The 25,372-nt window shown below is 65.8% G+C and carries 28 protein-coding genes (1 of these 28 cut by a window edge); 8 read left to right on the forward strand and 20 right to left on the reverse strand.

Annotated features, from left to right (window positions below; genetic code table 11):
* The 5 genes from pssA to AC4PTO_RS10850 form a co-directional block, all read right to left on the reverse strand.
* Positions 1-4, reverse strand: partial view of a CDP-diacylglycerol--serine O-phosphatidyltransferase gene (pssA, locus tag AC4PTO_RS10830; RefSeq protein ID WP_492728362.1) — the beginning only. Its footprint begins 728 nt before the window's first position; the window shows 4 of its 732 coding nt (coding positions 1-4); its start codon is at positions 2-4; the stop codon falls past the left edge of the window.
* Between the two features lie 16 nt (positions 5-20).
* On the reverse strand, positions 21-719 hold the full coding sequence (locus AC4PTO_RS10835; protein WP_492728364.1) for a phosphatidylserine decarboxylase: 699 nt from the start codon (positions 717-719) through the stop codon (positions 21-23).
* A 252-nt stretch (positions 720-971) separates the two neighbouring features.
* Positions 972-1,460, reverse strand: coding sequence for a 30S ribosomal protein S9 (gene rpsI, locus AC4PTO_RS10840; protein WP_492728365.1), 489 nt, complete (start codon positions 1,458-1,460; stop codon positions 972-974).
* A gap of 1 nt (position 1,461) precedes the next feature.
* A complete protein-coding gene (rplM, locus tag AC4PTO_RS10845) occupies positions 1,462-1,926 on the reverse strand; it encodes a 50S ribosomal protein L13 (protein WP_492728366.1) in 465 nt (154 codons plus the stop codon).
* Positions 1,927-2,068: 142 nt separating this feature from the next.
* The gene (locus tag AC4PTO_RS10850) at positions 2,069-2,491 is read right to left on the reverse strand and encodes a PaaI family thioesterase (protein WP_492728367.1); all 423 of its coding nucleotides are present in this window, start codon (positions 2,489-2,491) and stop codon (positions 2,069-2,071) included.
* Between the two features lie 55 nt (positions 2,492-2,546).
* Between AC4PTO_RS10850 and AC4PTO_RS10855 the strand changes: the two genes are divergently transcribed.
* Positions 2,547-3,335: an enoyl-CoA hydratase gene (locus AC4PTO_RS10855; protein ID WP_492728368.1), complete on the forward strand. Its 789-nt coding sequence runs from the start codon at positions 2,547-2,549 to the stop codon at positions 3,333-3,335.
* Between the two features lie 70 nt (positions 3,336-3,405).
* On the opposite strand, the gene AC4PTO_RS10860 is transcribed toward AC4PTO_RS10855, so the two are convergent.
* Positions 3,406-4,158, reverse strand: a complete 753-nt coding sequence (locus tag AC4PTO_RS10860; protein WP_492728369.1) for a cytochrome c biogenesis CcdA family protein — start codon at positions 4,156-4,158, stop codon at positions 3,406-3,408.
* A 108-nt stretch (positions 4,159-4,266) separates the two neighbouring features.
* Here AC4PTO_RS10860 and AC4PTO_RS10865 point away from each other — a divergent pair, with 108 nt between their 5' ends.
* Positions 4,267-4,494: a sulfurtransferase TusA family protein gene (locus tag AC4PTO_RS10865; protein ID WP_492728370.1), complete on the forward strand. Its 228-nt coding sequence runs from the start codon at positions 4,267-4,269 to the stop codon at positions 4,492-4,494.
* Between the two features lie 43 nt (positions 4,495-4,537).
* Here AC4PTO_RS10865 and AC4PTO_RS10870 read toward each other — a convergent pair whose 3' ends face one another.
* The 6 genes from AC4PTO_RS10870 to purC form a co-directional block, all read right to left on the reverse strand.
* Complete coding sequence (locus tag AC4PTO_RS10870; RefSeq protein ID WP_492728371.1) at positions 4,538-7,240, reverse strand: Rne/Rng family ribonuclease; 2,703 nt, start codon at positions 7,238-7,240, stop codon at positions 4,538-4,540.
* Positions 7,241-7,735: 495 nt separating this feature from the next.
* Positions 7,736-9,067, reverse strand: a complete 1,332-nt coding sequence (locus AC4PTO_RS10875) for a sigma-54-dependent transcriptional regulator (RefSeq protein WP_492728372.1) — start codon at positions 9,065-9,067, stop codon at positions 7,736-7,738.
* 4 nt (positions 9,068-9,071) lie between these two features.
* Positions 9,072-10,847: a sensor histidine kinase gene (locus AC4PTO_RS10880; protein WP_492728373.1), complete on the reverse strand. Its 1,776-nt coding sequence runs from the start codon at positions 10,845-10,847 to the stop codon at positions 9,072-9,074.
* Positions 10,848-10,928: 81 nt separating this feature from the next.
* Complete coding sequence (gene purQ / locus AC4PTO_RS10885) at positions 10,929-11,597, reverse strand: phosphoribosylformylglycinamidine synthase subunit PurQ (protein WP_492728374.1); 669 nt, start codon at positions 11,595-11,597, stop codon at positions 10,929-10,931.
* A 77-nt stretch (positions 11,598-11,674) separates the two neighbouring features.
* Positions 11,675-11,914, reverse strand: a complete 240-nt coding sequence (gene purS, locus AC4PTO_RS10890; protein WP_492728375.1) for a phosphoribosylformylglycinamidine synthase subunit PurS — start codon at positions 11,912-11,914, stop codon at positions 11,675-11,677.
* A gap of 14 nt (positions 11,915-11,928) precedes the next feature.
* On the reverse strand, positions 11,929-12,690 hold the full coding sequence (gene purC / locus AC4PTO_RS10895) for a phosphoribosylaminoimidazolesuccinocarboxamide synthase (protein ID WP_492728376.1): 762 nt from the start codon (positions 12,688-12,690) through the stop codon (positions 11,929-11,931).
* Positions 12,691-12,962: 272 nt separating this feature from the next.
* Between purC and AC4PTO_RS10900 the strand changes: the two genes are divergently transcribed.
* Both AC4PTO_RS10900 and bmt read left to right on the forward strand, forming a co-directional pair.
* Entirely contained in the window at positions 12,963-13,277 is a 315-nt protein-coding gene (locus AC4PTO_RS10900; protein ID WP_492728377.1) for a DUF1476 domain-containing protein, read from the forward strand.
* 182 nt (positions 13,278-13,459) lie between these two features.
* Positions 13,460-14,473, forward strand: coding sequence for a betaine--homocysteine S-methyltransferase (gene bmt / locus AC4PTO_RS10905; protein WP_492728378.1), 1,014 nt, complete (start codon positions 13,460-13,462; stop codon positions 14,471-14,473).
* Positions 14,474-14,487: 14 nt separating this feature from the next.
* Here the strand turns inward: bmt and AC4PTO_RS10910 are convergent, their stop codons facing one another.
* On the reverse strand, positions 14,488-15,570 hold the full coding sequence (locus AC4PTO_RS10910; protein WP_492728379.1) for a PA0069 family radical SAM protein: 1,083 nt from the start codon (positions 15,568-15,570) through the stop codon (positions 14,488-14,490).
* Between the two features lie 150 nt (positions 15,571-15,720).
* Here AC4PTO_RS10910 and AC4PTO_RS10915 point away from each other — a divergent pair, with 150 nt between their 5' ends.
* From AC4PTO_RS10915 to AC4PTO_RS10925, 3 genes are all read left to right on the forward strand, one after another.
* Entirely contained in the window at positions 15,721-16,425 is a 705-nt protein-coding gene (locus tag AC4PTO_RS10915; RefSeq protein ID WP_492728380.1) for a corrinoid protein, read from the forward strand.
* 103 nt (positions 16,426-16,528) lie between these two features.
* Positions 16,529-16,687, forward strand: a complete 159-nt coding sequence (locus AC4PTO_RS10920; protein WP_492728381.1) for a hypothetical protein — start codon at positions 16,529-16,531, stop codon at positions 16,685-16,687.
* A 45-nt stretch (positions 16,688-16,732) separates the two neighbouring features.
* Positions 16,733-17,359 carry a DUF1638 domain-containing protein gene (locus AC4PTO_RS10925; RefSeq protein WP_492728382.1) on the forward strand — a complete coding sequence of 209 codons (627 nt, stop codon included), beginning with the start codon at positions 16,733-16,735 and terminating at the stop codon, positions 17,357-17,359.
* 111 nt (positions 17,360-17,470) lie between these two features.
* Here the strand turns inward: AC4PTO_RS10925 and AC4PTO_RS10930 are convergent, their stop codons facing one another.
* From AC4PTO_RS10930 to AC4PTO_RS10940, 3 genes are all read right to left on the reverse strand, one after another.
* Positions 17,471-18,070, reverse strand: coding sequence for an HNH endonuclease (locus AC4PTO_RS10930; protein ID WP_492728383.1), 600 nt, complete (start codon positions 18,068-18,070; stop codon positions 17,471-17,473).
* Positions 18,071-18,241: 171 nt separating this feature from the next.
* On the reverse strand, positions 18,242-18,904 hold the full coding sequence (locus AC4PTO_RS10935) for an alpha/beta hydrolase (RefSeq protein ID WP_492728384.1): 663 nt from the start codon (positions 18,902-18,904) through the stop codon (positions 18,242-18,244).
* Entirely contained in the window at positions 18,901-19,533 is a 633-nt protein-coding gene (locus AC4PTO_RS10940; RefSeq protein ID WP_492728385.1) for a DNA-3-methyladenine glycosylase family protein, read from the reverse strand. The genes AC4PTO_RS10935 and AC4PTO_RS10940 overlap by 4 nt, the downstream gene beginning before the upstream one ends.
* Positions 19,534-19,597: 64 nt before the next feature.
* Here AC4PTO_RS10940 and AC4PTO_RS10945 point away from each other — a divergent pair, with 64 nt between their 5' ends.
* Positions 19,598-20,839: an MFS transporter gene (locus AC4PTO_RS10945; protein WP_492728386.1), complete on the forward strand. Its 1,242-nt coding sequence runs from the start codon at positions 19,598-19,600 to the stop codon at positions 20,837-20,839.
* 135 nt (positions 20,840-20,974) lie between these two features.
* Here the strand turns inward: AC4PTO_RS10945 and pgi are convergent, their stop codons facing one another.
* The 4 genes from pgi to AC4PTO_RS10965 all read right to left on the reverse strand — a co-directional run bounded on the left by pgi (position 20,975) and on the right by AC4PTO_RS10965 (position 25,351).
* Complete coding sequence (pgi, locus tag AC4PTO_RS10950) at positions 20,975-22,585, reverse strand: glucose-6-phosphate isomerase (RefSeq protein ID WP_492728387.1); 1,611 nt, start codon at positions 22,583-22,585, stop codon at positions 20,975-20,977.
* Position 22,586: 1 nt separating this feature from the next.
* Positions 22,587-23,258 (reverse strand): 6-phosphogluconolactonase, encoded by a 672-nt coding sequence (pgl, locus tag AC4PTO_RS10955; protein WP_492728388.1) that lies wholly within the window; start codon positions 23,256-23,258, stop codon positions 22,587-22,589.
* Complete coding sequence (gene zwf / locus AC4PTO_RS10960; RefSeq protein WP_492728389.1) at positions 23,255-24,724, reverse strand: glucose-6-phosphate dehydrogenase; 1,470 nt, start codon at positions 24,722-24,724, stop codon at positions 23,255-23,257. The genes pgl and zwf overlap by 4 nt, the downstream gene beginning before the upstream one ends.
* A 117-nt stretch (positions 24,725-24,841) precedes the next feature.
* Complete coding sequence (locus tag AC4PTO_RS10965; protein WP_492728390.1) at positions 24,842-25,351, reverse strand: DUF2478 domain-containing protein; 510 nt, start codon at positions 25,349-25,351, stop codon at positions 24,842-24,844.
* Positions 25,352-25,372 lie beyond the last annotated feature (21 nt).

Genomic DNA, 25,372 nt, shown 5'->3' on the forward strand with positions numbered 1-25,372 from the left:
CCATGTGTCCCGCCCTGCCCCTACCTGATTCCACCCATGCGCGCCGGCTCGTCTGACGCGAAATCCGCCAGCACGGTTTCCCCCGCAACCATCGTCTGCCCGATCGCAACCAGAGGCGCCACGCCCTCGGGCAGATAGATATCGAGACGCGAGCCGAAACGGATCAGCCCGAACCGCTCGCCCGTTCGCATATACTGCCCCTGCTTCACCTCGCACAGGATACGCCGCGCCACCAGCCCCGCAATCTGCACAACACCATACCGCCGGCCATCCTCCAGCTCGACGGCAAGGCCGTTACGTTCGTTGTCCACGCTGGCCTTGTCGAGAGAGGCGTTGAGAAACTTGCCGGGCCGATAGGCGACCGCCGTGATCCGCCCCTCCATCGGAATACGGTTCACATGACAGTTGAAGACCGACATGAAGACCGAGATCCGCGTCATCGGCGCATCGCCCAGCCCAAGCTCCTCCGGCGGCACCGCCGGCTCCAGCAGGGACACCACCCCATCGGCCGGCGAAACCATCAGCCCCGCCCGCACCGGCGTCACCCGCTCCGGGTCGCGGAAGAAGTAATAGACCCAGACCGTAAGCCCGGCCCCGATCCAGCCCAGAGGGGAGCAGATGAGGAACAGCACCAGCGTGATCGCCGCAGCAATCGCCACGAACTTGCGCCCCTCGCGGTGCATCGGCTTGATGAAGGTGGAGAGCATGGAGACGGACATGGGAGGCCTTATCGCTGTTTCCCCCCGTGCTTACCCCACGGGACAGCCCTTGCCAACGCTTCGCACCGCACATACCCAAGGGCAGGCCAGTCCGGTCACCGTCGCGCCGTGGATATTTATGCGAAGATGAAACCAGCTTTCAGCTTCGCCCAAATATCCCCGCCGGAGGCTCCGCCGCGAACCCGATGCGCGGCGTCAGGCAAAGAAAAACGCGGCCCCGAAGAGCCGCGTTTTCCTGAATTTTCGTGCAGATCAGCGCTTCGAGAACTGGAACGAACGGCGGGCTTTGGCCTTGCCGTATTTCTTCCGCTCGACCACGCGGCTGTCGCGGGTCAGGAAGCCGGCCGCTTTCAGCGCGCCACGCAGCGAGGGTTCGTAAAGCTGCAGCGCCTTCGAGATGCCGTGCTTCACCGCGCCCGCCTGACCCGACAGACCGCCACCGGCAACCGTCGCGTAGACGTCGAACTGGCCTTCGACACCGGCCACCTGGAAGGGTTGGCGCAGAATCATCTGCAGCACGGGGCGCGCGAAATAGTTTGCCATTTCCTTGCCATTCACGGTGACCTTGCCGGAGCCCGGCTTGATCCAGACGCGGGCGACCGCGTCCTTGCGCTTGCCGGTGGCATAGGCGCGGCCAAGCGCGTCGCGCTGAGCTTCGCGCACCGGGGCCTCGGCCACGGCGGCCGGGGTGCCGGCAACGACCGACTTCAGATCGTCAAGGGATTTGAGTTCTTCGGCCATCTCATGCGCTCCGGGTGTTCTTCGGGTTCATCGACTTGACGTCGAGGACTTCGGGCTGCTGCGCCTCGTGCGGATGCTCGGCACCCGCGTAGACGCGCAGGTTCGACATCTGCTGACGGCCAAGACGGTTGCGCGAGATCATGCGCTCGACGGCCTTGATCACGACGCGCTCGGGATGGGCGCCTTCGAGGATCTGGCGCGCGGTGCGGTGCTTGATGCCGCCCGGGTGCCCGGTATGCCAGTAGTATTTCTTGTCGTCGCGCTTGGCACCGGTCATCTGCACCTTGTCGGCGTTGATGATGATGACATTGTCGCCCATGTCCATATGGGGGGTGAAGGTCGGCTTGTGCTTGCCGCGCAGGCGCATGGCGACGATCGTGGCGAGGCGGCCCAGAACGACGCCCTCGGCGTCGATCAGGATCCACTTCTTCTCGATCTCCGCCGGTTTTGCAGTGTAAGTTTTCATCGACGTGAGGCCCTTGTTAGGGTTGCTGAATTCGGATGCGGGCTTGTCAGGGATTTTCACGCGGAAATCAAGCACGTTTACCCTGATTTACCAAAGCAAAATCAATGCCTTGCAAAATAGGTATCAAAATACCCCATAAAATTCAGCGCTTGGGCGGGATGGAATAGGTCATCGAGGCCCGCGCGACGGGCTCGGCCTGCCCCTCCGAATGAACCAGGACATCGCCCACCGCAAGCACGCGCCCCAGTTTCAGCAGGCGCGCCGTGCCGATCAGGTCACGCCCCGTCTCGGGCTTGCGCATGAAGTCCACATGGCCCGAGGTCGTTACCGAAAGCCCCACGGGACCGATCCGCGACAGAATCGCCAGATAGACCGCCACATCGGCAAGCGCGAAGATATTCGGGCCGGACACGGTTCCCCCCGGACGCAGATGCCGTTCGGATACCTTCAGGCGCACGATGATCGCCTCCGCGCTCAGGGCGTCGATCTCGAAATCCTGCGCAACCTGCGGAAATTCCCGCGCCAGGAAAACTCCTAGCGCCTGCTTGTCCATGACGGGTTCCATCTTTCCTCCCACCCTTCGCCCGCCTAGACTTTCGGCAAACGGGAGGAATGGCAAGATGAACGATCTGGTTTTGCAAGAGGTTCACGGCAAGGTGGCGCATCTAACGATGAATGCCCCCTCAAGCCTGAACGCATTGTCCGACGCGATGATCGCCGCCCTTGGCGCGCATTTCGAAAAGCTGGCGCAGGATCAGACGATCAGGGTGGTGGTCCTCAAGGGCGCCGGCAAGGCGTTCTGCGCGGGCCACGACCTGAAGGAGATGCAGGCCGGGCGACAGGCCGAAGATGGCGGCAAGGCTTATTTCGCCGACCTCTTCGCCCGCTGCGCAAGGCTGATGCAGATGATCCCCGCCCTGCCCCAGCCCGTGATTGCCGAGGTGCATGGCATCGCGACCGCGGCGGGCTGCCAGCTCGTGGCAAGCTGCGACATGGCCGTCGCGGCCGAGGGAACGCGCTTCGGTGTGAACGGCGTCAATATCGGCCTGTTCTGTTCAACCCCGATGGTGGCGCTGTCACGCAACGTGCCGCGCAAGGTCGCGTTCGAGATGCTGACCACGGGCGAATTCATCGACGCCCACCGCGCGCACGAGGTTGGCCTGGTCAATCGCGTGGTCCCCCATGACACTCTGGATGCGGAAACCGCACGGCTCGCCCAGACCGTCGCCGGCAAGCTGGGCGCGGCCGTCAAGATCGGCAAACGCGCCTTTTACGATCAGATGTCGCTGGATCTTGCAGCGGCCTATGCGCACACCGCCTCCGTCATGGTCGAGAACATGATGTGGCGCGACACCGCCGAAGGGATATCTGCCTTCATTGAAAAACGTGCGCCCGATTGGGCCGAATAGGCTGGCGCCGGGGGCTCTGCCCCCGGACCCCCGGGATATTTCAGCGAAGATGAAATGCGCCCCCTTCCCGTCAGCCAAGCGCCGCAAGTGCCGGGAAGGTTTCGAGCAACCAGAACGCAAGCGCGGAGAACTGGTTCGTCAGCATCATGAGGCCGACGGTCCAGAGCAGCAGGCCGGAGATCCGCTCGATACGCCCCATATGGCGCTTCATCCAGTCCATCAGCCCTTTCAGGCGCGGGAAGAAGGCGGCGACAAGCAGGAACGGCAGGCCAAGCCCGAGCGCGTAGGAGGCCAGAAGTCCTGTGCCGCGGCCAAGATCGCCGCCGCTGGCCGCGATGCCGAGAATCGCCCCCAGGATGGGGCCAAGGCAGGGAGTCCAGCCGAAGGCGAAGGCCAGCCCGAGGACATAGGCTCCGAACACCGAGCCACCGGTATCGCCAGTCTCCAGCCGCGCCTCGCGGTCCATGAAGCCGATCCGGTAGACGCCGATGAAATGCGCGCCGAAGATCATGATCAGGACACCGGCGACCTTCGTCAGCACATCCTGATATTGCAGCAAGGCGCGCCCCATGGCCGACGCGCCGAACCCCAGCAGCAGGAAGACCGTCGAAAGGCCGAGGACGAAGAAGACCGCCGCCAGCAGCACCCGCCGCCGCGCCTCGGTCTGGCCGGACATATCGGACACCGACACCCCGCCCATATAGGCCAGATAGGGCGGAACGATGGGCAGCACGCAAGGGCTCAGGAACGACAACAGGCCCGCGGAAAGCGCCACGAAGGCGGCGGGCAGGAAAGAGGCGTCGATGACATCAATTCCGAACATGCCGCACCCTTAGCCGATCCGGAGGGCGGCGTCACCGGGCGTGATGTCACATCGGCGTGCATGCCTTGCCCGGTGGACAAATCGGCCGCACCGGATTAGGGCGCGCATATGGAGATTGCCGCCGAGATCGACGCACGGGACTTGCTGTGCCCGCTGCCCGTCCTGCGCCTGCGCAAGGCGCTCGAGCCGCTTGCCGAGGGCGCGGTCGTGCGGCTTCTGGCGACCGACGGGGCCTCGTGGATCGACGTTCCGCATTTCTGCGCGCAGGGCGGGCACGAGCTGATCTCGGCGACGGATGACGGCGCGGTGAAACGCTATCTGATCCGGCGCGGCTGAACGCGAACCGCCGGGCAAGGCCCGGCGGTCATCTGCATTCCGATCAGCGGCTCAGGGACCACCAGCCCTTGCGCCTGGGCTTTTCGGCCGCCTCGGCCGTGGCCGATGATCCTGCCCCGGCGGGTGCGGCCAGTTCCGGCGGCGCTTCGGGCGGGGCCTCGGCGGGCGGCGCCACCGGCACCTCCGCGGGCGGAGCCGCGGGGCTTTCGGAGGGCGGAGCGGCCGGTGCCTCGGCCGGCGCCGGGTCAGGAACCTCGGCCGGGCTTTCGGAGGGCACATCCTCTTGCGGCTTCGCGGCGGCCTTGCGGCTGCGCGTGCGGCTGGCCGGTTTCTTCGGCTTGGCCTCGGCTGCGTCGGCAGCCACGGCGTCTTCCGGCGTTTCGGCCGGCGCGGCCTTGCGGGCACGCGCGCGCGGCTTGGGCTTGGGCGCCGCTTCCGCTTCGGCCGCCACCTCCGGTTCGGCCCCAGTTTCAGCGTCAGATTTCGGCGCCGCGGGCTTCTTCGCGCGCGAACGGGTGCGCTTGGGCTTCACCGGTTCGGCCTCTGCCTCGGGCGCGACATCGGCGGCCTCGACGGGCGCCTCCGTGGCTTCGGGGGCCTCTGCCGGAGCGCTCTCGTCGCCGTCCTCCTGCGCGGCCGCATCGGCCTGCTGTGCGCCGGCCTCTCCGTTCGGCTTCTTCTTGCGGCGGCGGCGGCGCTTCTTCTTCTTCGGCCCCTCTTCGTCCGACGCCCCTTCGGGACTGTCCGGCGCGGCGTCGAGCACCTCTTCGGCCTCTTCGACCAGATCCTCCTCGTCGTCGATCTCGGCCATCAGGCTGGCGCTGACCGAGACCGCCTGACTGACCTCGGGCACGACACGGGTCGCGGTCTTGAACTTCTCGATCGAGAAATCCGGGCTGATCAGGGACGGATCCGCCTCGAGGCGCACGGACATGCCGTAGCGCGCCTCGATCCCCGCGATATGTTCGCGCTTGGCGTTCATCAGGTAGTTGGCAACCGCCACCGGCGCCTTCACCAGAACCTCGCGCGAGCGTTTGCGCGTACCCTCTTCCTCGATCGCGCGCAGCACCTGGAGCGCAAGGCTGTCATCCGAGCGGATCAGCCCCGTGCCGTGGCAATGCGGGCATGGCTGGGTGGTCGATTCGATCATGCCGGGGCGCAGGCGCTGACGGCTCATCTCCAGAAGGCCAAAGCCCGAGATGCGGCCCACCTGGATGCGCGCGCGGTCGGTCTTCAGCTTCTCTTTCAGGCGCTTCTCGACGGCGGCGTTGTTCTTGCGCTCTTCCATATCGATGAAGTCGATCACGATCAGGCCGGCAAGGTCGCGCAGGCGCAGCTGGCGCGCCACCTCGTCGGCGGCCTCCAGATTGGTCTTGAGCGCGGTTTCCTCGATCGAGCCTTCTTTCGTGGCCCGGCCCGAGTTCACGTCGATCGCCACCAGCGCCTCGGTCACGCCGATCACGATGTAGCCGCCCGACTTGAGCTGCACCACCGGATTGAACATCGCGCCCAGATAGCTTTCCACCTGGAAACGGGCGAAAAGCGGAAGCTGTTCGTGGTAATGTTTCACGTTCTTGGCGTGGGACGGCATGATCATCTTCATGAAGTCCTTGGCCGCGCGATAGCCGCGCTCGCCCTCGACCAGAACCTCGTCGATGTCCTTGCTGTAAAGGTCGCGGATCGAACGCTTGATCAGGTCGCCCTCTTCGTAGATCGGCGCGGGTGCGATGGATTTCATCGTCAGTTCGCGGATCTGTTCCCACAGGCGCATCAGGTATTCATAGTCGCGCCGGATCTCGGTCCGCGTGCGTTGGCTGCCGGCGGTGCGGATGATCAGGCCCGCGCCCTGCGGCACCTCCATCTCGCCCGCGATTTCCTTCAGCTTCTTGCGGTCGGCCGCGTTGGTGATCTTGCGGCTGATCCCGCCGCCGCGCGCCGTGTTGGGCATGAGCACGCAATAGCGGCCCGCAAGCGACAGATAGGTGGTCAGGGCCGCGCCCTTGTTGCCGCGCTCTTCCTTGACGACCTGCACCAGCATGATCTGGCGCACCTTGATCACTTCCTGGATCTTGTAGCGGCGCGGACGCGGCTTGCGCGGGGCGCTGATTTCCTCGGCCACGTCCTCATCCGCGACCGACTCGATGTCGTCATCGGTTTCGGCGGCGTGATCGGCGGCGACATAGGGCTCGACCTCGTCGGCACCGTTGGGCTCTTCGGTTGCGGGCTCTTCGGTGGCCGGTTCCTCGGTCACCGCCTCGACGAGGGTGTCCACCGCGGTGTCGGCCTCGGCCTCGGGTGCGCCCTCGGCGCTGCCCTCCGGGTCGACCACGGCCATGCCGGGAATGTCGTCGCTGCGCAGGACGGCATCCGTATCCGTGGCCTTCTCAGCGCGCGAGCGCGAGCGGGACGAGCGGCGGCGCGAATTGCGCGGCTTTTCCTCGGCCTCCTCGGCCTCGGCCGCCAGCCGCTCTTCCTCAAGCAGGGCCTGACGATCGGCCACCGGGATCTGGTAATAGTCCGGGTGAATCTCGGCGAAGGCGAGGAAGCCGTGGCGATTGCCGCCGTAATCGACAAAAGCGGCCTGGAGCGAAGGCTCCACCCGCGTCACTTTTGCCAGATAGATGTTCCCGGCCAGTTGCCGTTTGTTGATGGTTTCAAAGTCGAACTCCTCGACCTTGTTGCCGTCTACCACCACAACGCGGGTTTCTTCCGCGTGCGTGGCATCGATAAGCATTTTCTTTGCCATGTATCCAATTCTCACATGCCCTTCGGCGCGGCAACCCCGGTGGGGCGCCGCGTCGCGTGACATGCTGATCCGTTGAGGCGACGCCGAACGCAGGCCCGAGCAAGGCGGCGGCGCGCGCCGTAGGCCCGCCCGTCATCACCTGTTCACGCTGTTTGCGCTGCATCGCGTTACTTTCCCAAGCGCCCGGAACCCCGGTGACGCCCATCCTAAAACCCCAAGACATCAAGGCCTTGCGGGCAAACTTACGGCCAGATGGCCAATCGGATGATCCGAACCCGTCCCCACCCGAAGGCCTGACCGGTTCGCAATCAGCGAAACTCATGGGGCGTGATGAAGCAGATTGCGCGATCACGCCGACATTGGGCGACAATAGCCGCCGGTGCCCGGCAAATACAATCGCTTTTTCGTCAATCTGTCGCATGCCCTGCCGCGCAGGCCGCAGCGACCCGCCCCCTGCCCCTTCGCACCGGGACACAAAAATACGGGGCAGCGCCCTCAGATGTAGTCCTGGCGCTGCAACCCGTATTTCGCCATCTTCTCGTTGAGCGTGCGGCGCGGCAGGCACAGCTCTTCCATCACCGCCGAGATCGCCCCCTTGTGGCGGCGCATCGTGTTGTCGATCAGCATCTTCTCGAAGCTCTCGACATATTCCTTGAGCGGCTTGCCCTCAGTCGTCATCGCGGGGCCGGCCTCTTCGTTGTCGGCCATCAGAAGCGACGCGATCGAGCCCGTTCCGCGGCGGTTCTGAAGCACCGCGCGCTCGGCCACGTTGATCAGCTGGCGCACATTGCCCGGCCAGGGCGCCTGCAACAGCTGCGCGGCCTCCTGGGCAGAGACCTCGGGCGCATCGCAGCCGTATTCCTCGGCGAACTGCTCGGCCATACGGTTGAACAGCGTCAGGATATCCTCGCCCCTCTGACGCAGCGGCGGCAGGGTGATCTTCAGCGCGGCCAGCCGGAAATAGAGATCGGGGCGCAGCGCGTCCTCGACCGTGCGGCCCTCGCCATGATTGTTGCAGATGGCGATGATGCGGATTTCCGCGGGGCTGCCCTGATCGTTGATGAAGGTCAGAAGCCGCGCCTGAAGGCTCTGGCTCAGGGCTTCCACATCCTCAAGGCACAGCGTGCCGCCGCGCGTCTCTTCCACCAGCGGCAGCGCGCCGCCCTCTTCCAGCGGGCCGAACAGCTTGGCCGACAGCACGTCCTCGGAATAGGCCGCGCAACTGACGGGCACGAACTTCTTGCTTGCGCGCGGCCCCACGGCATGCAGCGCATGCGCCACCAGCGTCTTGCCGGTGCCGGTTTCCCCGTCGATCAGCACATGGCCATCCGCCTGCCCCAGATCGAGGATATCCTCGCGCAGCCGCTCCATCGGAGCCGAGGTGCCGATCAGCTTGCCCATCACCTGCGCGCCCTCGGCCAGGTCACGACGCAGCGCGCGGTTGTCCAGTGTCATGCGGCGCATCTGCGTGGCGCGCTTGGCCAGTTCGGTCATGCGGTCGGGGTTGAAGGGCTTTTCCAGAAAATCCATCGCGCCAAGGCGCATCGCCTCGACCGCCATCGGCACATCGCCGTGGCCGGTGATCATGATGACCGGCAGCCCGCTGTCAAGGCTCATGAGGCGCTTGAGAAAGGCCATCCCGTCCATGCCGGGCATGCGGATGTCGGAGATCACCACGCCGGGCCAGTCCGCGCCGATCACCTTCAGCGCCTCTTCCGCACTGGCATAGCTTTCGGGGTCGAACCCCGACAGGGCCAGCCACTGGCTGACCGACTGGCGCATGTCTTCCTCGTCGTCGACGATCGCCACCTTCATCATGCGCGCCATATTCTTACTCCGCTGCACGTATTCCATTTTTCCGGGGCGTGTTCCCCTCGACGCTATCCGCATGAAGCGGCAACTGCACTTCGAAGACGGCTCCGCCCCCGGCCGCGTTATGCGCCGTCAGGCGCCCTCCGAAATCACTCACGATCGAGGAGGAAATGGCAAGCCCCAGTCCCGTCCCCTCTCCGGGTTTTTTCGTCGTCCAGAACGGCTCGAACAGTTTTTCCAGCTCCGAGATACCGGGGCCGTTGTCGCGCACGCTCAGCACTGCGGTCTCGCCGGCTGTCAACATCAACTCGATCTGCGGCTCGGCCACCCCCTTCGTCGCATCCAGCGCATTGCGCAACAGATTGATGATCACTTGTTCGAGACGGATCCGGTCCGCCATCACCATGACCGGCCCCCGCGCCAGGGTCCGCGAAATACGCACCGTGCGCGATTTCAGCTGCGGCTCCATCATCGCAAGCGCCGAGCTGATGGCAGCACGAAGATCAACGGGTTCAAAGGCTTCGCCGCCTTTCCTCGCATAGGACTTGAGCTGCCGCGTGATCGCCCCCATGCGCTCGATCAGATCGTCGATGCGCTGGAACGAGGACAGCGCCTCCTCGGCCCGCCCGCGCTGCAACAAAAGCCGCGCGCCCGCCAGATAGGTCTTCATCGCGGCCAGCGGCTGGTTCAGCTCATGGCTCACCGCGGCCGACATCTCGCCCAGGGCGGCCAGCTTGGAGGATTGCGCCAACGTCTGTTCCGCCACCGCCAGGTCCTTCTGCACCCGCTCGCGCTCGGCAATCTCGCGCGAGAGCCGCGCATTGAGCGCGCGCAACTCCACCGACTCGCGCCGATAGGCCGCGCTTTGCACCCGCGCCCGGCGCGACAGAAGATAGAAGGCAACCGCCAGGAAAATCGCAAAACCCATGATCTCCAGCGCCAGCACCGCGTTCACGCGCTCGCGCACGGAATCGTAGGAGGTGAACGAGATCATGCGCCAGCCGCGGAACGGAATGCGCGATTCGGTGCGCATCACGGCCGTGCCGCGCAGATAGGCATCGGGCGGCTCGTTCGCCCAGTCCGCCGTGGCCTGCAAGGCGCGCCGGATCGCATTGGGCGCCGAGCGGACGGCAAGCGCCTCTTCCACCGTGACACCGCGCCAGCGCGGCTCGGTCGTCAGGATGATCACGCCCTCGCTGTCCACCACGGCCACCGCGTCGGAAATCCCCGCCCAAGCACGCTCGAACTTGGACAGCTCCGCCTCGACCGCGATCACCCCGATCGGCCGCCCCTCGGACAAAAGCGTGCGCGAATAGATGAACTCGGTCCCGCCGGTGTCGCGGGAACCGGCGGTGAACACCGTCTCGCGCGATCTCTGCGCCTCCACGAAGAAGGGCGCGTTGGCGAACGAGGTGCCGATCTGGTTGCGGTTGGTGGCCGCCACCGTGCGCCCCGTCGCATCCAGAAGCCGGATCGAGGCCGCAGCAATATCCTTGCGCGCCGCGATCAGCACCGCCGAGGTGGTCGAGAAATCTCCCGACTCCAGCGCCCGGATCAGCGCCGGATCGCGCGCCAGCAACAGCGGCACCACCCCGGTGCGCTGCAACTCGCTCATGATATTGCCGGTATAAAGCGCCAGCCGCAACTCGGCGCGCACCCGCGTCGTCTCGGTGAACCGCTCGGTCAGCCAGGCATTGGTGATCCAGGTCACCACCACCGCAAGCACGAGTATTCCCGACACCGCCCCGCGCAGGATCCAGGCCCTGCGCCGCGCGCGCAGGACAGCATCATCCATGCTAGTCAGGTCAGTGCTGGTCGATCCGCGCGGCATGGCCCGAATTTAGGCCAAGCCCGGATGTGCAACAAGCCAAAGCAATCAGGCGCGCGCCATGATCCCGGCCAACGCGCGGAATAGCGCCGACCCGTCGGCGCCTCCTTGCGCAAGCTCCACCGCGCGCTCGGGATGGGGCATCATGCCCAGAACCCGGCGGTTTCCGCTCAGAATGCCCGCAATATCGGCAACCGATCCGTTGACCGGCTCCGCATAGCGGAACGCCACCCGATCCTCGCCCTCCAGCCGGCGCAGCCCTTCGGCGTCAATGGTGTAATTCCCGTCGTGATGCGCGATCGGATAGACCACCTCCTGGCCCTTCCGATACCCGCCGGTATAGGCGCTCTCGGTCGTTTCCACGCGCAGCGTGACCGGCTTGCAGATATATTTCAGCGAGGCATTGCGCATCAGCGCGCCCGGCAAAAGCCCCATCTCGGTCAGGATCTGGAACCCGTTGCACACGCCCAGAACATAGCCGCCCCGCCCCGCGAAATCGGTGATCGCACGCCCCACCGGGCTTTGCGCCGCAATCGCGCCGCAGCGCAGGTAATCCCCGTAGGAAAAGCCTCCCGGCACGCCCACGATGTCCACGCCCTCGGGCAAGGCGGTCTCCTTGTGCCAGACGCGGACCACCTCGGCCCCCGCCAGCTCGAACCCGCGGGCAAGATCTCGGTCGCAATTCGACCCCGGAAAGGTGATGACGGCGGCTTTCATCGGTCAACGGCCCCTGGCTGTTTCATCTTCGCGCAAATATCCCGGGGGTCCGGGGGCAGCGCCCCCGGGCCTCGCCCTCAGGCAATCTCGATCGCGTATTTCTCGATCACGGTATTGGCCAGAAGCTTCTCGCACATCGCGCGCACTTCGGCCTCGGCCGCGGCCCGGTCCGTGGCGGCCAGATCAAGGTCGATCACCTTGCCCTGGCGCACGCCCTCGACGCCCGCGAACCCAAGCGTTCCAAGGGCATGGCGCACGGCCTCTCCCTGCGGGTCCAGAACTCCATCCTTCAGCATGACATGAACGCGCGCCTTCATCGCGGAGGTCCCTTTCAGTTGATCAGCGTCGGCTTGATATTGGTGGCGGCGGCGGGCAGCACGCCCAGGCGGCGCGCCACCTCGGAATAGGCATCGGTCAGGTTGCCCAGATCGCGGCGGAACACGTCCTTGTCCAGCTTCTGGCCGGTCTTGACATCCCACAGGCGGCACGAATCCGGGCTGATCTCGTCGGCCACGATCAGCCGCATGAAATCGCCGTCCCAGATCCGCCCGATCTCGATCTTGAAGTCGACCAGCTTGATCCCGACCCCGAAGAACACCCCCGACAGGAAGTCGTTCACCCGAAGCGCAAGCGCCACGATGTCGTCAATATCCTGCTGGCTCGCCCAGCCGAAGGCGATGATGTATTCCTCGGGCACCAGCGGATCGCCCAGCTCGTCGTTCTTGTAGCTGTATTCCACGATGGGCCGCGGCAGCGCGGTGCCTTCCTCCAGCCCCAGGCGCTTGGCGATCGAGCCTGCGGCGAAGTTGCGCACGATCACCTCGAGCGGCACGATCTCGACCTGGCGGATCAGCTGCTCGCGCATGTTCAGGCGGCGGATGAAGTGGTTCGGCACGCCGATATTGGTCAGCCCGTTCATGAAGAACTCGGACAAGCGATTGTTCAGCACGCCCTTGCCGTCGATCGTGGCCTTCTTCTGCGCGTTGAAGGCGGTCGCGTCGTCCTTGAAATACTGGACAAGCGTGCCCGGCTCGGGGCCTTCGTAAAGGATCTTCGCCTTGCCTTCGTAGATCTTCTTGCGCCGGGGTGCCATGCAATCTCCGTTCGGTAACGGGTGTCCCGCGCCCGCTGGCAGGCGCGTGAAACGGTTGAGGGCGGGCCGAAACCCGACCCTTTCGGCCCCTATAGGGCAAGCGCCCTGTTCCCGCAAGGCTCAGGGAGGTCGCCGCCCGTCCCGGCACGCAGATTTGCCGCCCAGCGCCCCTGCCTAGCGCCGCCGCGGCGCGGATCGGGCATCGCGGCCCTTGCAGCGCGCGCCCTCTAAGGGCATATGGAGTGGGAACACAACCTTTCACGGGGGGCCCGATGACCACCTTCGACGATCGCGAAAACGCCTTCGAGAACAAGTTCGTCCATGACGCGGAACTGCAGTTCAAGGCGGAAGCGCGCCGCAACAAGCTTCTCGGGCTTTGGGCGGCAGAGCTTCTGGGCAAGAGCGGCGCCGACGCCGAAGCCTATGCCAAGGAAGTCGTGACCGCCGATTTCGAGGAAGCCGGGGACGAGGATGTCTACCGCAAGGTCGCGGGCGATCTTGGCGGGCGTGCCGACGAAACGACGATCCGCACCAAGATGGTCGAGCTGTTGGCCGTCGCCAAAGAGCAGGTGATGAAGGAAAGCTGATTCTCCGTCTGACGCGCCCGGAGCAGAACATCCGGCCCCGTCGCGCTGCGCGTGGCGGGGCCTTTTCGTGAAATCCCCCCATTCCGAAGCGGAATGCCGCTTCGAGGATTTGCCAATTTCCCCCATCCGTGGCAGAGCACGCGCAGCCTCGCCCCCCCTCGATCACGAAAGGCACAGAGACGATGACCGATGCACTGAGCCGCCTTCTTCAGACGCGCGACTGGCTGATGGCCGATGGCGCGACGGGGACCAACCTGTTCAACATGGGCCTCGCCTCGGGCGAGCCACCCGAATTGTGGAATGTCGACAAGCCCGACAATATCCGCGCGCTCTATCGCGGCGCGGTCGAGGCGGGATCGGACATCTTCCTCACCAACTCCTTCGGTGGCAATGCCAGCCGGCTGAAGCTGCACAACGCCCAGGATCGCGTGCGCGAACTGAACCGCCTTGCGGCAAGCCTCGGGCGCGAGGTGGCCGATGCGGCCGGCCGCCCGGTGGTGGTGGCCGGCTCCATGGGCCCCACCGGCGACATCTTCGCACCGATGGGCACGCTGACGCATGAGCTGGCGGTCGAGATGTTCCACGAACAGGCCCAGGGGCTGAAAGAGGGCGGCGCGGATGTGCTCTGGGTCGAGACGATCTCCGCCCCCGAGGAATTCAAGGCCGCGGCCGAGGCCGCACGGCTGGCCGGCATGCCCTGGTGCGGCACCATGAGCTTCGATACCGCAGGCCGCACGATGATGGGCGTGACCTCGGCGCAGCTGGCCGCGCTGGTTGACAAGCTGCCCAACCCGCCGCTGGCCTTCGGGGCGAATTGCGGCGTGGGGGCCTCGGATCTGCTGCGCACGGTGCTGGGCTTCGCGGCCAGCGGCACCGAACGCCCGGTCATCGCCAAGGGCAATGCCGGGATTCCGAAATATCACGACGGCCACATCCATTACGACGGCACGCCCGAGCTGATGGCCGAATATGCGGTGCTGGCGCGCGATGCCGGCGCCACGATCATCGGCGGCTGCTGCGGCACGATGCCCGAACACCTGCGCGCCATGCGCGCGGCCCTTGAGGCGCGCCCGCGCGGCCCCCGCCCCACGCTCGAAGAGATCTCGCAGAAGATGGGCGGGTTCTCCTCGGCCTCCGACGGCACGGGGGACGAGCCCGCGGCCACGCGCGAAAGGCGCGGACGGCGGCGCGGCTGAGCGGGCGCGACGGATCAGAACAGGCTTAGCTGATCGCCGGGACGGGGCGGCGGGGCAAAGCGCGTGCAATCGAGCGCGGGCATCCGGCGCCCCAGCCCCAGCCGCCGGACGGCAAGCGCGAAGCGCTGCGCCAGCAGGTCGGCCGTCATCCCCTGCCCCGTCATCCGGCTGCCGAAGCGCGGATCGTTCAGCCGCCCGCCCCGCATCTCGGCCAGCCGCGCAAGGACATGCGCGGCACGCCCCGGACGATGGCGCTCCAGCCAGTCGGCGAACAGCGGCGCAACTTCATGGGGCAGCCGCAAAAGGATCATCGCGGCCGCCTGCGCCCCCGCCTCGGCCGCGCGGGACAGGATCGCCTCCAGTTCGTGATCGGTCAGCGCGGGAATCATCGGCGCGGCCATGACCCGCGTCGGCACCCCGGCCGCCGAAAGCCGCGCGATCATCCGCAACCGGATTTCGGGCGCGGGCGCGCGCGGCTCCATCGCGCGGGCAAGGCCGGCATCAAGCGTGGTCACGCTGACCCCGACATGCACCAGGCTGCGTTTCGCCATATCCGACAATATATCAAGATCGCGCAGAATCGTTGCCCCACGCGTGACAATCGCCACCGGGTGCTGAAACCCGGACAGTACCTCCAGCAGCGCCCGCATGATCCCCATCTTCGCCTCCAGCGGCTGATAGGGATCGGTGCTGGTGCCGATCGCCAGCGGGGCCACGCGATAGCCCTTGCGCCGCAGTTCTTCCGCCAGGCGCAGGGGCGCATTCGGCCGCGCGATCAGGCGGGTTTCGAAATCCAACCCCGCCGACAGGCCCAGATAACCGTGCGACGGCCGGGCAAAGCAGTAGATGCACCCGTGTTCGCACCCCCGATAGGGATTCAGCGACCGGTCGAACGGCACATCCGGAGAGCTGTTGCGCATGATGACCGAGCGCGGATTCTCCAGCGCGACCTCGGTGCGCAGCACCCGCTCTTCCTCGGGGATGTCCCAGCCGTCATCGACCCTGACCCGCTCATACGGCTCGAACCGGCCCACTGGATTGGCCGCGGAACCGCGCGCCTTCAGGCGCAGGCTGGGATCGGTCGGGGACAGGCGCATTCGACCAAACTAGAACATTTCATGAACATTTGCCAGAGGATTTGCACCGCCCCTGTCGGAACCGAAGGGGCGCATGTCGCAATTCGCCAAGTATGCAACGGCCTTTGGCCGCATCTAGAAAACAGCGGATCGTTCAGGAGACAGCACGAGATGGCCGACGAAGAAGAGATCATCCTTTCGGAACTGAATGACGAGGAACTCGTGCTGCAAATGCATGACGACCTCTATGACGGTCTCAAGGAAGAGATCGAAGAGGGCGTGCGCATCCTGCTGGAACGCGGCTGGACCCCCTATGACATCCTGACCAAGGCGCTGGTCGCGGGCATGACCATCGTCGGCGCGGATTTCCGCGACGGGATCCTGTTCGTTCCCGAAGTGCTGCTGGCGGCGGGCGCGATGAAGGGCGGGATGGCGATCCTGAAGCCGCTTCTGGTGGAAACCGGCGCACCGCGCATGGGCAAGATGGTGATCGGCACCGTCAAGGGCGACATCCACGACATCGGCAAGAACCTCGTGGCGATGATGATGGAAGGCGCGGGCTTCGAGGTCGTCGATCTCGGCATCAACAACCCGGCCGAGAACTATCTGGAGGCCGCCGTGCGCGAAGAGGCCGACATCATCGGCATGTCCGCCCTGCTCACCACCACCATGCCCTACATGAAGGTCGTCATCGACGCGCTGAAGGAAAAGGGCATGCGCGAGGATTACATCGTGCTGGTCGGCGGCGCCCCCCTGAACGAGGAATTCGGCCGCGCGATCGGCGCGGATGCCTATTGCCGCGATGCCGCCGTCGCGGTGGAAACGGCAAAGCAGTTCATTTCGCGCAAGCACAACCAGCTTGGTGCGGCCGGCTGATCCGCCCAGGCCTGCGCAAGACGATCGAAAGGCCCCGGTCGCGCGATCAGGGCCTTTTCCTTTTGGCAAACAACGCCCATATTGAAAAGGAACGGAGGGTACCATGCCTTTGCCTCATTTCCTGGCGCTCGTGGCCATCGTGATCGTGCTGGGCGCAATGACCGTTTGGGCCGCCACGGTGGCGGGCGTGCCGCTGCCGATGCTCGCGCTCGTGGTGCTTGCCGGTGCGGGCATAGCAAGACTGATGACCCGGGTGCACTGAACCACGGCCCCGGCAGAACGTCCCGAAGCGATCGAGAGGCCTGGGATGGAGACATCATCCGATAACACGACAGCCGCACCGGCCCCGTCCCCGGGGCGCGTGCTGCTGATCGCCTGCGGCGCGCTTGCCCGCGAGATCCTGGCCTTGAAGGCCGCGAATGGCTGGACACATCTCGAACTGACCTGCCTGCCCGCGAACCTGCACCTTTACCCCGACCGCATCCCCGACGCCGTCGAAGCCGCGGTCAACAAGCACCGCGCCGATTACGACGAGATTTTCGTGGTCTATGCGGATTGCGGCACCGGAGGCCTTCTGCGCGAACGCTGCGACGCGCTTGGCGTGGAAATGGTGCCCGGCGCGCATTGCTATGCCTTCTACGAAGGGCTCGATGCCTTCGCCGCGAAGGCCGACGAGGAATTCACCGCCTTCTACCTGACCGACTTCCTCGTGCGCCAGTTCGACGCCTTCGTCTGGCGCCCGATGGGGCTCGACCGGCACCCGGAACTGCGCGACATGTATTTCGGCAATTACGACCGGCTGATCTATCAGGCGCAGACCGATGATCCCGCGCTCGATGCCCTCGCGCGCGAAGCGGCCGAACGCCTCGGGCTGCGCTACGAGCGGCGCTTTACGGGTTATGGCGATCTCACACATGCCCTCGCGGCGCTTTGACCCAGACTGCGGAAGCCTCCGGCGGGGATATTTGGGGCTCTGAAGAAGCCGCATTCTCCAGAGAAAAATATCCCCCGCGGAGCGTTCCGCCGCATGCCACGGGCGACCGGGTCAGGCTTCCAGCTCGGCATCCCAGTAAAGAAAGTCGAGCCAGCTTTTGTGAAGATGCCCGGGTGGGAAGCGGCGCCCGATGGAATGCATCTCTTCCGGTGTCGGGCGGTGTGGCGGGCGCTTGAGGTGCAGTCCGGACTGGCGCAGCGACTTGTTCGCCTTTCTCAGGTTGCACGGAGAGCAGGCCGCAACCACGTTTTCCCAGCTGGTGATCCCGCCACGCGAACGGGGAAGCACATGATCGAAGGTCAGATCACCCTTCGATCCGCAATACTGGCAGCAGAATTCATCGCGCAGAAAAAGATTGAAGCGCGTGAAGGCCACGCGCTTCTGAGGTTTTATGAATTCCTTGAGGACGACGACGGAGGGGATTTTCATGCTCTCCCTCTGGCTGCGCACCACCGCGTCATATTCCGCGATGATCGTGACCCTTTCGAGGAACACCGCCTTGATCGCCTCTTGCCAGGGCCAGAGCGACAGGGGGTAATAGGAGAGCGGGCGAAAATCGGCGTTGAGCACAAGCGCCGGATACTGGCGCAGGGCCGCAGGCTCGCGCACGAATTGCGATCTGAAATCTGGTGTTCTGGCTTGGTCAAGCATGCGTGACTCTGTCCTCGCCCTGTCAGCCCTGTTTCATGGCCCGGGGCGGGGAGACCGCCCCATTCCACACGTAAAGACTATATATGGCGTTCCGCCTCTGGCAAGCCCCGTAATGTGCGGTGCTGCCACCAAGGTTCGTGTATCGCCCTCCCGTGACAGGGATGTGACGGATCAGGCCGGCAGGTTCTCTTTCAGGAAGGCGAGCGCGACGGAAAGGCCGTCGGGGGCGATGCCGTGGCCGGTGCCTTTCATCACATGGGCGTAGGTTTCGAACCCCGCGCTGACCAGCGCGTCGCCCGCAAGCCCCATATCCGCGAACGGAACCATCGGGTCCTCGTCGCCATGCACAAGCAGCACCGGCGGCTTCGAGATCGCCTCGGCCGCAAGCCGTTCCGGCATCAGAAGCCGCCCCGAAAAGCCGACGAGGCAGGCGATCGGCACGGCGCGGCGCGGGATGACCTGAAGCGCCATCATCGTCCCTTGCGAGAATCCCACCACAGCAAGGTGCCCGGGCGCGATGGCGTTTTCGGCCAGCACATCGTCCAGGAAGGCGTTCAGGTCTGCGCTCGCCTGCGCCATTCCCGCGGCGGCCTCTGCCTCGCTCGAGCCGTCCAGCCAGGGGATCGGGAACCACTGCCGCCCGAACGGGTTGCCCGCGCAGGGCTCGGGCGCGTCGGGGGCGAGGAACAGCGTATCGGGCAGGTGCGGCGCCAACGGGTCCGCCAGCCCCAGAAGATCGGCGCCATCCGCGCCATAGCCGTGCAGGAACACCACGACCGATCCGGTCTTGCCCGAGCGCGGTTCCTTGCGGCCTGTCTGAAGTTTCCGGGTCATACGCCCACCCCCTCACGCGATTTTCCATGTGCGTAGTAAGCCCAGAGCAGCCGGGCCGCAACCGCGCGCCAGGGCGACCAGGCCTCGGCCATCGCGGCAAAGGGCTTCGGGCGCGGACGGTCGGGCAGATCGAACAGCATCCGGGCCGCTTCGGCCAGGGCAAGATCGTCGACCGCGAACACATCCGCCCGGCCAAGCGCGAACATCAGATACATCTCGACGGTCCAACGCCCGATCCCCGGCAGCGGCAGGAGCGTCTCGAAGACCGCCTCCGACGGCATCCCCCGCAAGGCGACAAAATCGACCCCGGCTTCCGAAAGCGCGCTCAGGTAGCGGATCTTCTGGCGCGACAGGCCGCAGGCGCGCAGTGCCTCGTCTCCGGCCGTGGCGATGGCCGCGGCCTCGCCCAGCCCCGCCTCGACCAGACGATTGCGGATCGCGCTTGCCGCAGCGACCGAGACCTGCTGGCCGACGATCGCATCGCGCAGCGCCTCGAACCCGTCGGACCGGCGGCGGAGGGGCGGCGGCCCGGTCAGGTCCAGAGCATGGGCAAAACGCGGCTCTTGCGCGGCAAGCCACTGCGCGCCCTCGGCGATGTCGTCTTCGGTTTCAATGATGCGTCCCACCATCGCGCTACCCTGCCCGATTGTCGCACGGCTTGCCAGCCCCGCCGACGCGGGCTAGGGGTTCGCAATGACCGACATCACCGCACCCCGGCCCGACTCAGAGATGCCGAACAGCCGCGCCAGACGCAATGTCGCGGTGCTGGTGGCCGCACAGGCGCTGCTTGGCGCGCAGATGTCGATGATTTTCATCGTCGGCGGGCTGGCGGGGCAATCGCTGGCCTCGAATCCCTGCTGGTCGACGCTTCCACTTTCGCTCATCGTGCTCGGCTCTGTCCTGAGCGCGCAGCCCATGTCCGAGTTCATGGCCCGCCACGGAAGGCGGGCGGGGTTCATCCTTGCAACCGTTGCCGGCGGGATCGGCGCGGCCATCGCCGCGCGCGCGCTCTATGTCGGCTCGTTTCCGCTGTTCATGGCCGGATCGTTCCTAACAGGCATCTACATGTCGGCGCAGGGCTTCTACCGCTTTGCCGCAACCGATACCGCAAGCCCGGAATTCCAGCCGAAGGCGATTTCCTATGTCATGGCCGGCGGACTCGCGGCGGCGATCATCGGGCCGCAACTCGTCAAGCTGACAAGCCAGGCGATGGCCGTGCCCTTCCTGGCGACATATCTCGCCATCATCGCGCTCAATGCGCTCGGCCCGTTGCTTTTCGCCTTTCTGGACATTCCCGCGCCCGGCGGTCGCGCAAAGGGGGAACGGCATCCCGGCCGCACCCGTCTGCAGCTTCTGAAGGATCCGGTGATCGCGGTTGCGATGATCTGCGGAATGGTCTCGTACGCGTTGATGAATCTCGTGATGACCTCGACGCCGCTGGCGGTGGTCGGATGTGGCTTCGACGAAGGCGATGCGGCCGATATCGTTTCGGCCCATGTGCTTGCGATGTATCTGCCCTCGTTCTTCACCGGCCACCTGATCGCGCGCTTCGGCCGCGAGGTCATCGTGGGGGCCGGCATTCTGATCCTTGCGGGATCGGGCGCGGTGGCGCTTTCCGGGGTCGACCTCGAGCAGTTCTATATCGCCCTGGTCCTTCTGGGCGTCGGCTGGAACTTCGGGTTCATCGGAGCAACGGCCATGCTCGCCTCGGCCCACAGCCCCGAGGAACGCGGCCATGTGCAGGGGCTGAACGACTTTCTGGTCTTCGGCGGGGTATTCCTGGCCTCGCTTTCCTCGGGCGGGCTGATGAACTGCTCGGCCTCCGGAAATCCCGAGGCCGGCTGGCAAGCGGTCAATCTGGCCATGCTGCCCTTCTTGGTGCTGGCAGGTGGCGCGTTGATCTGGCTGGTGATGCGTCCGCGAGAAACCGGGTAAGGGGGGCGCTGCCCCCTCTTGACCTGCGGCCAATTCACCCCCGGGATATTTACGCTCTGAAGAAGCCGCATTCTCCAGAGAAAAATATCCCCGCCGGAGGCTTCCCCGCGCGACACGCGCGCAGCTGCAAGGGGGTCAGCCCTGCCGCGCCGCGCGGATGTGCGCGGCCAGGCGCAGGGTCGAGGCATCCTTGCCCGTGCCCCCGGCACTGCCGTCAAGCACCGGGGCGAGGGCGAGGGCCAGTTCCTTGCCGAGTTCCACCCCCCATTGATCGAAGCTGTTGATCCCAAGGATCACGCCCTCGACGAAGACGCGGTGTTCGTAAAGCGCGATGATGCCGCCCAGGGTTTCCGGGGTCAGCTTGCGATAAAGAAGCGTGGTCGAGGGGCGCGATCCGGGGAAGACGCGGTGGCGGGCCTGACGTTCAAGCTCGGCCGCGCTCAGCCCCTTGCCGGACAAGAGCGCGCGGGCCTCGTCGAGGGTCCGGCCACGCATCAGGGCCTCGGACTGGGCGAGGCAGTTGGCGGCCAGCAGGAGGTGCTGATGCGCGAGATCGGGTTCGTGCCCCTCGGCGGCCAGCAGGAATTCGCAGGGCACGATGCGCGTGCCCTGGTGGATCAACTGGTAGAAGGCGTGCTGGCCGTTGGTGCCCGGTTCCCCCCAGACGACGGGGCCGGAATTGACGGCAAGCTCTTGCCCGTCCATCGCGACGCGCTTGCCGTTCGATTCCATCTCGAGCTGTTGCAGATAGGCCGGAAGCCGGGCCAGGCGCTGGTCATAGGGCAGAACCGCGCGGGTCGCATGGCCGCAGAACTGGTTGTGCCACATGCCGACAAGGGCGAGCAGGACGGGCAGGTTTTCTTCGAACGGTGCCGCGCGGAAATGCGCGTCCATGGCGGCCGCGCCGGCAAGGAAGCGATCGAATGTCGCCGGGCCAATCGCGATCATCAGCGACAGCCCGATCGGCCCCCAGAGCGAGTAGCGCCCGCCGACCCAATCCTCGAACCCGAAGACACGGGCGGGCGCGATGCCATAGGCCGTGGTGCGTTCGGTGGCCGAGGAAAGCGCCGCGAATTGCGCGGCCGGATCGGCCACCCGCGCGGCCATCCATTTGCGCGCGGTTTCCGCATTGGTCATCGTCTCGATCGTGTTGAAGGTCTTCGAGGCGACGATGATCAGCGTGGTCTCGGGATCAAGGCCGGCCAGCGTGTCATGCACATGCGCCCCGTCCACATTCGAGACGAAATGGCAGCGCGGGCCGTCGTGATAGGGCGCAAGCGCCAGAACCGCCATGGCCGGGCCAAGGTCCGATCCGCCGATGCCGATATTCACCACATCGGTGATCGCGCCGCCCTGCCCCCGGAAGCGCCCTTCGCGCACATCCTTGGAAAAAGCCGCCATGCGGGCATGGGTTTCGCGCAGCTTCGGCATCACGTCATGGCCATCGACCATGACGCTGCCCCCAAGGTTGCGCAGCGCGGTATGAAGCACCGCGCGGCCCTCGGTTTCGTTGATCTTGGCGCCGCCGAACATCGCGTCGCGGCGCTCGGCCACCCCGCTTTTCTCCGCAAGCCGGATCAGGAGCGAGCGCGCCTTGGCGTCGATACCGGTCTTGGAATAATCGAAAAGGAAGCCGCAGGCCTCGGCGCTAAAGGCTTCGGCGCGGCCCTCGTGCTTGAACAGGGTGGCGATGGGGCGCGTGGCGGTGGCTTCGGCGTGGCGGGTCAGATCGTCCCAGATGGTCATGTCATTCGGCCCAGTGAACGGTGGCATTCTTCAAGACGGTGCGGATGGGCGCAAGTTCGGGCGGCAGGCCCTCGGCCCGTTCGATCGCGGCGCGTTTTTCGGCCCCGGTGATCAGCACATGGACATTGATCGCATCGCGCAGGACCGGGGCGGTCAAGGTGATGCGCGGCTCGCCCGCGGCCTCGTCGCGCAGCGCCATCAGGACCGGGGCATCGGGGGCAAGCGCATCTTCCAGCCGGTCGGCGCCCGGAAACAGGCTTGCGGTATGCATGTCGGTGCCCATGCCCAGAAGCAGCACGGTGATGGGCAGATGCGGGGCGATGCCCTTGGCAAGCTCCTCCAGCCGGTCCTCGGGGCGCGGCGCATCGGCATAAAGCGGGACCAGCACCGCCTCGGCCGCGCGGCCCTTCAGAAGCCTTTGGCGCAAGAGCCGCGTGTTCGACCGGGGCGCGCTTTCCGGAACCCAGCGTTCGTCATTGAGAAAGACCGAGACATGCGCCCAGTCCAGATCGACATCGGACAACAGATCGAACACCGGCCCCGGCGTGGTGCCGCCGGGCACCGACAGGCTGGCGCGGCCGGAATTGCGCAAGGCGGTGCCCAGCTCGCCCGCGATGGTGTTCGCAAGGCCCAGCATCAGCAGATCCCGGTCCGGATATTCCTGAAAGTTCATTCGCGGATCTCCCGCCAGCGGCGGCCGTCACGGTGCATCAGCATCAGCGCATCCTCGGGGCCCGACGAGCCCGCATCATAGGGTTTCGGACGATCCCCCCGCGCCTCCCAGCCCGAGATGATCGGATCGGTCCATGCCCATGCGGCCTCGACCTCGTCGCCGCGCATGAACAATGTCTGGTTGCCCCGGATCACGTCCATGATCAACCGCTCGTAAGCGTCGGGGATGTCGGTGCCGTCCTCGCCCAGGGCCTCGGCGAAGGACATGTCCAGCGGTACCTGAACAAGACGCATACCCCCCGGTCCGGGTTCCTTGATCATGACCTTGAGGTTCATGCCCTCGTTCGGTTGCAGCCGGATCACCAGCACGTTCTCGCGCCAGCTTTCGGCATCGTCGAAGATGGAGTGCGGCGGCTCGCGGAAGGTGATCGCGATTTCCGAGGCCCGCGCGCGCAGCCGTTTGCCCGTGCGCAGGTAGAACGGCGTGCCCTTCCAGCGCCAGTTGGCCACATGCACCTTCAGCGCGACATAGCTTTCGGTGCGCGAATCGGGGTTTTCGGCATCCTCCAGATAGCTTGCGCAGGGCTCCCCCTCGCGCCCCGGGCGGCCCAGATACTGGCCGCGCACGATGTCGTGCGGATCGACGGGATCGAGCGCGCGGATCACCTTGAGCTTTTCGTCGCGCACCGCGTCCGGGTCGAAGTGATAGGGCGGCTCCATCGCAATCAGGCACAGAAGCTGCATCATGTGGTTCTGCACCATGTCGCGCATCGCGCCCGACTTGTCATAATAGCTGCCGCGCCCGCCCACGCCCACGGTTTCGGCCACGGTGATCTGCACATGATCGACATATTGCGCATTCCAGAGCGGCTCGAACAGGATATTGGCAAAGCGCACCGCCATCAGGTTCTGCACCGTCTCTTTTCCAAGATAGTGGTCGATGCGGTAGATCTGATGCTCGTCGAAATGCTCGGCCAGGGTCGAGTTCAGCGCGCGGGCCGTTTCCAGATCGCGCCCGAAGGGCTTTTCCACCACGATGCGGGCATGTTCATCGGCAATCCCGTAGGCGTGCAGCCGCTCGGCCAAGTCACCGAAAAGCGCGGGCGCGACCGAGAAATAGAAGGCATGCACGCGCCCCGGCGCCATCCGCGCCTTGAGATCGGACCAGCCGGCACTGCCCTTGGCGTCGATGGGCACATAATCGACGATGTCGAGGAAGGCCGAGATCATGGCCTCGTCACGCTTCGACGGCCCCACGAATTCCTCGATCGCGGCGCGCACCTGCGCGCGAAAGGCAGGCAGGTCCATCTCGCTGCGCGCGGCGCCGATGATCGCGGCGGTCGGGGGAAACTGGCCGGCATAAAAGCGCCGGTAAAGGCCCGGAAGGATCTTGCGCCGGGCAAGATCGCCCGTCGCCCCGAAAACGACGAGGTCGAACGGATCGACCGGAATGACACGCGAGACCATGCCCCACCCCACCTGTTAGCGCTAACGCGCCTTCTCATAGACCGCGTTCGCGGCAAAGTCTAGCATGTCGGGCTGAATATCGGCCAGTTCGTTACGCCCTTGCCGGCCGGAGGCCGCTCAGACCTTTTCGGCGGCCGCATGGGTCAGGAACGCGCGCAACACCGAAGGGTCGGACGGCAGTTCCCGCGCAAGATCGCCCGCGAAATCCAGAAATTCGGCCCGCGTCTCGGGCGGAACGGAGACAAGGGTGCGCAGCCCGCGCTCCAGCCCCTCGGCGATCAGCGGGCGGCAGCCCCGGCCCGCGGCCTCCTGCTTGCCGAACTTGCTGAGAACAAGAACCGTGCCGGGCGGCACCTGTTCCAGCGCGCCCATCACCCAGGCCACGGCCTGTTCCAGCGCACCGGGATCAAGCGTGCAGGCATCGCCCCCCACGCCCAGATCCTGCGAGATATCGACCACCGGCCCGCCGGGAAAAAGCGCAAGCGACATTTCGCAGCCACGCGGGGCGGGATCGTGGGCGACCATCCCCGCCACGGGCACGCCACGCGCCACCAGATCCTGCACCAGCGCCGCCAGAAGTTGGTCGGCCGCGCCGCGTTCGTCCATCGTTATGAAGCCAAGTGACATGCCGCCTCCGTGCCCTTCGCT

Source organism: Rhodobacter maritimus, from assembly GCF_058747975.1.